Origin of the sequence: Bradyrhizobium sp. 31Argb, from assembly GCF_043638955.1 — a bacterium.
Classification (GTDB): domain Bacteria; phylum Pseudomonadota; class Alphaproteobacteria; order Rhizobiales; family Xanthobacteraceae; genus Bradyrhizobium.
Genome location: NZ_JBEGDB010000091.1, coordinates 20,911 through 27,664, shown reverse-complemented (window position 1 = coordinate 27,664; position 6,754 = coordinate 20,911). Strand labels below are relative to the sequence as shown.

The window sequence follows — 6,754 nt, the reverse complement described above, 5'->3', positions numbered from 1 at the left end:
AAGTAAGCCGTAAACCATCGCGCAGGGAAAGCCGGAATGCTTCGGTTGAACCTGTGGTCCTACCCCCGTGCTTTTTGCTGCACGGGGCCCACGGGTGCAACCAGCACCCGGCTTTCCCTGCGCCCTCTGCTGATTGAGAGGGTGGAAAATGAAGCAAGCTCGGACGCAAAGCGTCGCGAGAACGTAAGCGCTCATCCTCACTCCACCGTCATGCCCCGCGAAGGCGGGGCATCCACTACCCGGCGGCCTTTCGGCTCAGGCTCAGCTGCATCTGGAATACTGGATCGTCCGGTCAAGCCGGACGATGACAGCGGAGACGCTCTTTGACATTTGAATCAGAGACACTCCACCCGTCATTGCGAGCGCAGCGAAGCAATGACGCAAGAGAACTACGGCCTCAAAATCGACGCCCCCGTGGTCGCGCGGCTCTCCAGATCGATATGCGCCCGCGCGGCATCCTTCAGCGCGTAGGCGTGATTGATCGGCACGTGCAGCTTGCCGTTGATCACGGCGGCAAACAGCGTGTCAGCGCCTTCGAGCAATTCGTTCCGGATGGCGACGTAGTCGTTGAGCTTCGGCCGGGTCGCAAACAGCGAGCCGTGGTTGTTGAGCTCGGCGAGCGCGAATGGCGGCACGGGACCGGACGCGTTGCCGAAGCTCACGAACAGGCCGCGCGGCTTCAGGCACGACAGTGAGCCCGGGAAGGTGGTCTTGCCGACGCCGTCATAGACGACGTCGCAAAGCTCCCCGCGACTGATCCGCTTCACCCGCGCGACAAAATCCTCCTCATTGTAGAGGATGACGTGATCGCAGCCGTTGGCGAGCGCGAGATCGGCCTTCTCCTTCGAGCCGACGGTGCCGATGACGTGGGCACCCATCGCGCGCGCCCATTGGCAGGCGAGCAATCCGATGCCGCCGGCGGCCGCGTGGATCAGCACGCGGTGGTGCGGCTCCACCTTGAAGGTCTTGTGCAGCAGATACCAGACCGTCAGCCCCTTCAGCATCAGCACGGCGCCCTGCTCATAGGTGATATGGTCGGGCAGCTTCACCACCTTGTCGGCGGGGATGACGCGCTCGGTGGCATAGCCGCCGAGGTTGAAATAATAGGCGACGCGGTCGCCCAGATGGAAATTCGTCACGCCGGGACCGACCGCGACCACTTCGCCTGCCGCCTCGTTGCCGGCGATGAAGGGAAGACCAGGCGCCTTGTAGAGGCCGGTGCGAAAATAGGTGTCGATGAAGTTGAGCCCGATCGCGTGCTGGCGAATCCGCACCTCGCCCGCGGCCGGCGCCGGCACCTCGACGTCCTCGTAAGTGAGGACTTCCGGGCCTCCCACCTTGTGCACGCGCACGGCCTTGGTCATGTCGGGCTCTCCTCAACTTATCTCGTAGCCACCGAACCGAATGCCATCGGCGCCTTGTTGTCAACTCGCGGGGCCGGATCGGCTACTTGACCGCCTTCTTCCGGTTGCGCCTCGCCAGCACGTTGAACATCTCCACAGCGGCGGCGAACGCCATCGCAAAATAGATGTAGCCGCGCGGGATGTGGAAGCTGAAGCCGTCGGCGACCAGCGCCACGCCGATCAGCACCAGGAACGCCAGCGCCAGCATCTTGGTGGTGGGATGCTCTGCGACAAAACGCGCCACCGGCCCCGACGAGACGTACATGACGATGCAGGCGATCACGACGGCCGCGACCATAACCTCCAAATCCTGCGCCATGCCGATCGCGGTGATGATCGAGTCCAGCGAGAACACCATGTCGATGATGATGATCTGGACGATCACCCAGAAGAACGCGCTGCCGCCCGACGCCGCTTCTTCCTCACCTTCCGGCGCTTCCACTTCGCCATGAATTTCGTGGGTCGCCTTTGCGATCAGGAACAGCCCGCCGCCGATCAGGATGATGTCGCGCCAGGACAGCGCGAGCCCCCTCACCGTGATCACCGGCTCCGTCAACCCGATCAGCCACACCAGCAGGCTGAGCAGCAGGATGCGGAACACGAGCGCCAGGAACAAGCCGATCTGCCGCGCGCGCTTTGCCTGGTGCGGCGGGATGCGGGAGACCAGCACCGACAGGAAGATCACGTTGTCGATGCCGAGCACGATCTCCAGCGCCGTCAACGTAAGTAGCGCCGCCCACGCTTCCGGGCTGGCCAACAGTTCGATCATGTTCTGAGTGACCTCATCAACCGGATGACGGCGTCGCTGCCGGCGACATAGGCGGCGATCACGCAGAGTGCCACGATGATCGGCGTGCCGACGTCAAAGTCGCGGGCGAGCGTGTAGAGCGCCAGCACCGCTCCGGCCGACATCACCCACAGTGTCAGCCAGCGCAGCCGCGTCACGCGCAGGGGATGCAGCACGTGAAACGGCGCGAAGGTGAGCGCGATCAGGACCGCCACGGCAAGGCTCGACCATGCCGGCGGCGGATGCAGCAGGAACAGATAGAAGGCCGCTGCATTCCAAAGCCCCGGAAAGCCGCGGAAATGATTGTCGGCGGACTTCATCCTGCGGTCGGCGAAATACAGCGCGCTCGATATCACGATGCCGATGCCGAGGATCGGCGCCGCCAGCGGCAGCAGCAAATGACTGGCAGTGATCGCATAGGCGGGAACGAAGACATAGGTGACGAAATCGACGACGAGGTCGAGCACCTCGCCGGACCAGTTCGGCTGCAGCCGAACCACGTCGAGCTTGCGCGCAATCGGACCGTCGATCGCATCGATGACCAGGGCCACCCCGAGCCAGCCGAACATATCGGCCCAGTGCTCCCGCACGGCCTCCATCAGCGCGAGCAGCGCGACGCCCGCCCCCATCGCCGTGAAGATGTGCACGGAGAATGCCGCCATCCGCATCCGCAGCGATGCCCGAAACGTAGCTGGCTGGCTGGTCTGGTCGATCTCCATCGCCGGGCAGTGCTATCAGGAATCGCCTGTGTTTGCATATCCGCGCTTGCGGCGTTCCGCCGCGCAAACCGGTGGAAAGATTTTATCGAATTTGATGGCTTGAAAATGCCGCCAATCCCGTCAAATGTCCCGATATGAGTGATGCACCGCATGTCTATGACGCAGTGGTCATCGGCGGTGGCCCTGCTGGGCTGACCGCCGCCATCGCGCTTGCGGATGCCGGGGCGAAGACCGCCCTGCTCGCCCGCCGCGCGCCCTATGCCGACAACCGCACCACGGCGCTGCTCGGCGCCTCGATCGACCTGCTCGAGCGGCTGGATGTCTGGCGGCGTCTGGCCGAGAAGGCCGCGGCGCTGAAGGTGATGCGGCTGGTCGATGACACCGGGCGGCTGATCCGCGCCCCGGAAGTGAGGTTCTCGTCCGAGGAGATCGATCTTGAGCAGTTCGGCTTCAATGTCGACAACCGCTCGTTGATCGCGGCGCTGGAACAACGTGCGGCGGAACTGCCTGGTCTGACGCGGGTCGACGATGAAGCCGAGATCATCAATCCGGAAGAAGCCATCGTCACGATCCGGACCGGCCGCGGCGAGCCGCTGGCGGCGCGGCTGGTGATCGGCGCCGATGGCCGGCAGTCGCAGTCTCGCGAGGCCGCCGGCATCGAAATCAGCCGCCGCGACCTGAAGCAGTCGGCCCTGACCTTCAACATCGCCCACTCGCGCCCGCACAAGAACATCTCGACCGAATTCCACACGCCGCACGGCCCCGTCGTGTTCGTGCCCCTGCCCGGCAACCGCTGCAGCGTGGTCTGGGTTTCCTCCGCGTCGGAAGCGGAGCGGCTGATGGCGCTCTCCGATGCGGAACTGTCTGACGCCGCCGAGAAGCAGTCGCATTCGATTTTCGGCCGCGTCGAGGTCGAGCCGGGGCGCAATCTGTTTCCTCTGGCGATCGAACAGCCCAGGCAGTTTGCCAGGAACCGGATCGCGCTGGTCGGCGAGTCCGCCCATGTGGTGCCGCCAATCGGCGCGCAGGGCCTCAACCTCGGGCTGCGGGATGCCACCGATATCGCCAGGCTTGCCGGCGAAGCGCTCTCGCATGGCGAAGACCCCGGCTCGCCGCAGGTATTGGCGCGTTACCAGTCGGCGCGGCGCGGCGACGTCATGAGCCGGACCTTTGTCATCGATCTCGCCAACCGTTCGCTGCTCAGCGACTTCCTCCCCATGCAGTCAATCCGCGCTGCGGGCCTGCACCTGATCGGATCGATCGGCCCGCTCCGGCGGCTCGCCATGCGCGAGGGGCTCGCGCCGTCATGGCGGCGCGCGAGCTGAGAGCACCTCACGGAAAACTCAGCCGTCCGGTTTGCAACACAAACATCACGCTGGTCAGCGTCACGACGGAGGCAAACGTGCCGACCAGCACGGCGACCGAGGCCGGCTTGACCCAGGTGTCGTTCTGCCGCGCGATCACGAACACGTTCAGCGCCGGCGGTAATGAGGCCATCAGCACCGCGGTCGCGGCCCAAGGCTGCGCGAAGGGGCCGAACGCCAGCATCAGTCCGAACGCAAGCAGTGGATGGACCAGAAGCTTGACGGCAATCACGCCCGGCACGTCCCACGGAATCCGATCGAGCGGGCGCAGCGCGACGGTGACGCCGAGCACGAACAGCGCCACCGGCGCCGCCGCGTTCTGCAGGAACAATAGCGTATTATCCAGCGCAACCGGAAAACGCAGGTGCAGGGCCGCGGCAAGTGCGCCGAAGCACACCGCCATGATCAGCGGGTTCAGCACGATCTGGCGCGCCACCACGCCGAGCGCGTGCAACAGCGAGGGATGGTCGCGGTCCGTCAACTCCACCAGGAGCGGCACGATCGAGAACAGGAAGATGCTGTCGCAGCAGAAGATCAGCGCGGTCGGCGCCGCAGCCTTCGGCCCCAGCACTGCGAGCGCCAGACCAGGACCCATGTAGCCGATATTTCCATAGGCGCCGGAGAGCCCCGCGAGCGTCGCCTCGCGCAGCGACAGCCGCCCAAGGAGCTTGGCGACCAGCATCGCCAGGAAGAAGGCGATCATCGTTCCGAGCGTGGTCGCCACCAGGAACGGCGGATTATTGAGTTCCGAGAACGGCGTCTTTGACATGATGCCAAACAGAAGCGCCGGCAGAGAGACGTAGAGCAGGAAAAAATTCATCCAGGCGAGCCCGGACTCGGGCAGGCCCTTGGCCTTACCGCAGGCGAAACCGATGAAGATCAGCCCGAAGTAAGGCAGCGCAAGATTAAGGATATCGACCACGGAAGGCGTCTTTTTGGGGATTTTCTAAGGGAAATGCCGGAAAATCCGGCGAGAGGCGAAAGGTTAATTCGCGCGCTTGCCCCTAGCATCCGCCGCCATCATGGTCTATCGACGAGCTATGATAAAAGCGCGTACCGCTAAGTTCCAGATTGGGCAGATCGTCCGCCACCGGGTGTTTTCCTTCCGGGGCGTGATCTTCGACATCGATCCGGAGTTCAACAACACCGAGGAGTGGTGGTTGTCGATCCCGGAAGAGGTGCGGCCGGACAAGGATCAGCCCTTCTATCATCTGCTCGCCGAAAACGCCGAGACCGAATACGTCGCCTACGTCTCCGAGCAGAACTTGCTGCCCGACAATTCCGGCGAACCGGTCCGGCACTCCCAGGTGGCCGAGATATTTATCCAGGACAAGTCCGGCGGCTACCGTCCGCGCAATCCCTCGCTGAATTAGCTCGCACGCGACACGGATGCTGCACTGCATCGTGGCGGCGCGGATCGGATCGCTCCCGTAGCAAAAAAGGCGCTCCTGCCGGAGCGCCTTTGATGTATCGGGAAGCTTCCCGCCGTTACTTCGCGGGTGGCGGGCTGGAGACACCCGTTGCCGGCGGATTGGCCTCAAGCTTCTTACGGGCCTCTTCCGCGCGCTTCTGCAGCTCTTCCTGCAGCTTCTTCTGGTTTTCCTCGAACACCTTCGGGTCGGTCGGCGGGCCGTCATAGGCTTTGGCGAATTCGTTGACGAGCGGCAGCGGCAGCGTCAGCGGCGCGCCGTTGGCGTTGATCGCCTGAACCACCAGGTTCTGGCCCTTCTTCATGCTGTTGAGCAGCTCGGGGGTCGCCTCATAGTCCGACATGCAGCCATTGGCGAAGCAGATCACATAGGGCGACTGCTGCGGCGGGTTGTTGTCGACGATGATGCGGGTGCCGTGCACGAGCTGCATGCCGAGCGGCAGCGTCACGCGCAGGATCTTCTTCGGCTCACCCTCGGGCTCGATGATCACGGCGGCGATCACCGGCTGGCCGGACTCGATACGGCCGTCCTTGCCCGTGAAGCAGACCTGCTTGGCGTTGGCATCCTGGCCCTTGAGGCAGAACTTGGTCCAGGGCGCGTAGATAAGCTGGACCTGCTGATCCTGGGGCGGCGGCTGCTGCGGCTGGGCTTGCGCGGCTGGAGCGCCCTGGGCAGGCGGCTGAGCTTGGGCCGCCGGCGCCGGCGCCTTGGGGGCAGCCTTCGGCGCCGCCTTGGGAGCGGCCTTCGGTGCCGCTGGCGCGCCGGGAGCCGCCGGCTGCTGAGCTCCGGCCTCGGGAACAAGCACGGCAGCGGACAGGGCCGTCGCTGCCAAGGCGGCGAAAATTCGCCCACGCGGCCGGGCCGACGCGGCCAAGATACGGAAATTCATTGCGGAAAACCCTTTCTCAACGGCGGCGCCCGAAACCGCTGCAGGCACCGACACCTAGCCGTTTGGGGCGGCTGTCTCCTAGTCAATTGAGGCGGATACGTGACAGGCGTTGCCGTCCTGTTCAATTGCACGCCTTCAATACAGCGGCAGACGAAAAGATCA

Annotated in this window: 7 protein-coding genes; 2 read left to right on the top strand and 5 right to left on the bottom strand. The window is 64.3% G+C overall.

Annotated elements, in window-relative coordinates:
• Positions 1 to 389: 389 nt before the first annotated feature.
• The 3 genes from AAFX91_RS19105 to pcsA form a co-directional block, all read right to left on the bottom strand.
• The gene (locus AAFX91_RS19105; protein ID WP_394567434.1) at positions 390 to 1,364 is read right to left on the bottom strand and encodes a quinone oxidoreductase family protein; all 975 of its coding nucleotides are present in this window, start codon (positions 1,362 to 1,364) and stop codon (positions 390 to 392) included.
• A gap of 82 nt (positions 1,365 to 1,446) precedes the next feature.
• On the bottom strand, positions 1,447 to 2,172 hold the full coding sequence (locus AAFX91_RS19100) for a TerC family protein (RefSeq protein ID WP_130583677.1): 726 nt from the start codon (positions 2,170 to 2,172) through the stop codon (positions 1,447 to 1,449).
• The gene (pcsA, locus tag AAFX91_RS19095; RefSeq protein WP_394567433.1) at positions 2,169 to 2,909 is read right to left on the bottom strand and encodes a phosphatidylcholine synthase; all 741 of its coding nucleotides are present in this window, start codon (positions 2,907 to 2,909) and stop codon (positions 2,169 to 2,171) included. The genes AAFX91_RS19100 and pcsA overlap by 4 nt, the downstream gene beginning before the upstream one ends.
• Positions 2,910 to 3,043: 134 nt before the next feature.
• Here pcsA and AAFX91_RS19090 point away from each other — a divergent pair, with 134 nt between their 5' ends.
• Positions 3,044 to 4,234 carry a UbiH/UbiF family hydroxylase gene (locus AAFX91_RS19090; protein WP_394567432.1) on the top strand — a complete coding sequence of 397 codons (1,191 nt, stop codon included), beginning with the start codon at positions 3,044 to 3,046 and terminating at the stop codon, positions 4,232 to 4,234.
• 7 nt (positions 4,235 to 4,241) lie between these two features.
• Here the strand turns inward: AAFX91_RS19090 and AAFX91_RS19085 are convergent, their stop codons facing one another.
• A complete protein-coding gene (locus AAFX91_RS19085) occupies positions 4,242 to 5,195 on the bottom strand; it encodes an AEC family transporter (protein ID WP_394567431.1) in 954 nt (317 codons plus the stop codon).
• Positions 5,196 to 5,313: 118 nt separating this feature from the next.
• Between AAFX91_RS19085 and hspQ the strand changes: the two genes are divergently transcribed.
• Positions 5,314 to 5,646 (top strand): heat shock protein HspQ, encoded by a 333-nt coding sequence (gene hspQ / locus AAFX91_RS19080; protein WP_130583679.1) that lies wholly within the window; start codon positions 5,314 to 5,316, stop codon positions 5,644 to 5,646.
• Positions 5,647 to 5,761: 115 nt separating this feature from the next.
• Here hspQ and AAFX91_RS19075 read toward each other — a convergent pair whose 3' ends face one another.
• Positions 5,762 to 6,592, bottom strand: coding sequence for an invasion associated locus B family protein (locus AAFX91_RS19075; RefSeq protein WP_394567430.1), 831 nt, complete (start codon positions 6,590 to 6,592; stop codon positions 5,762 to 5,764).
• Positions 6,593 to 6,754 lie beyond the last annotated feature (162 nt).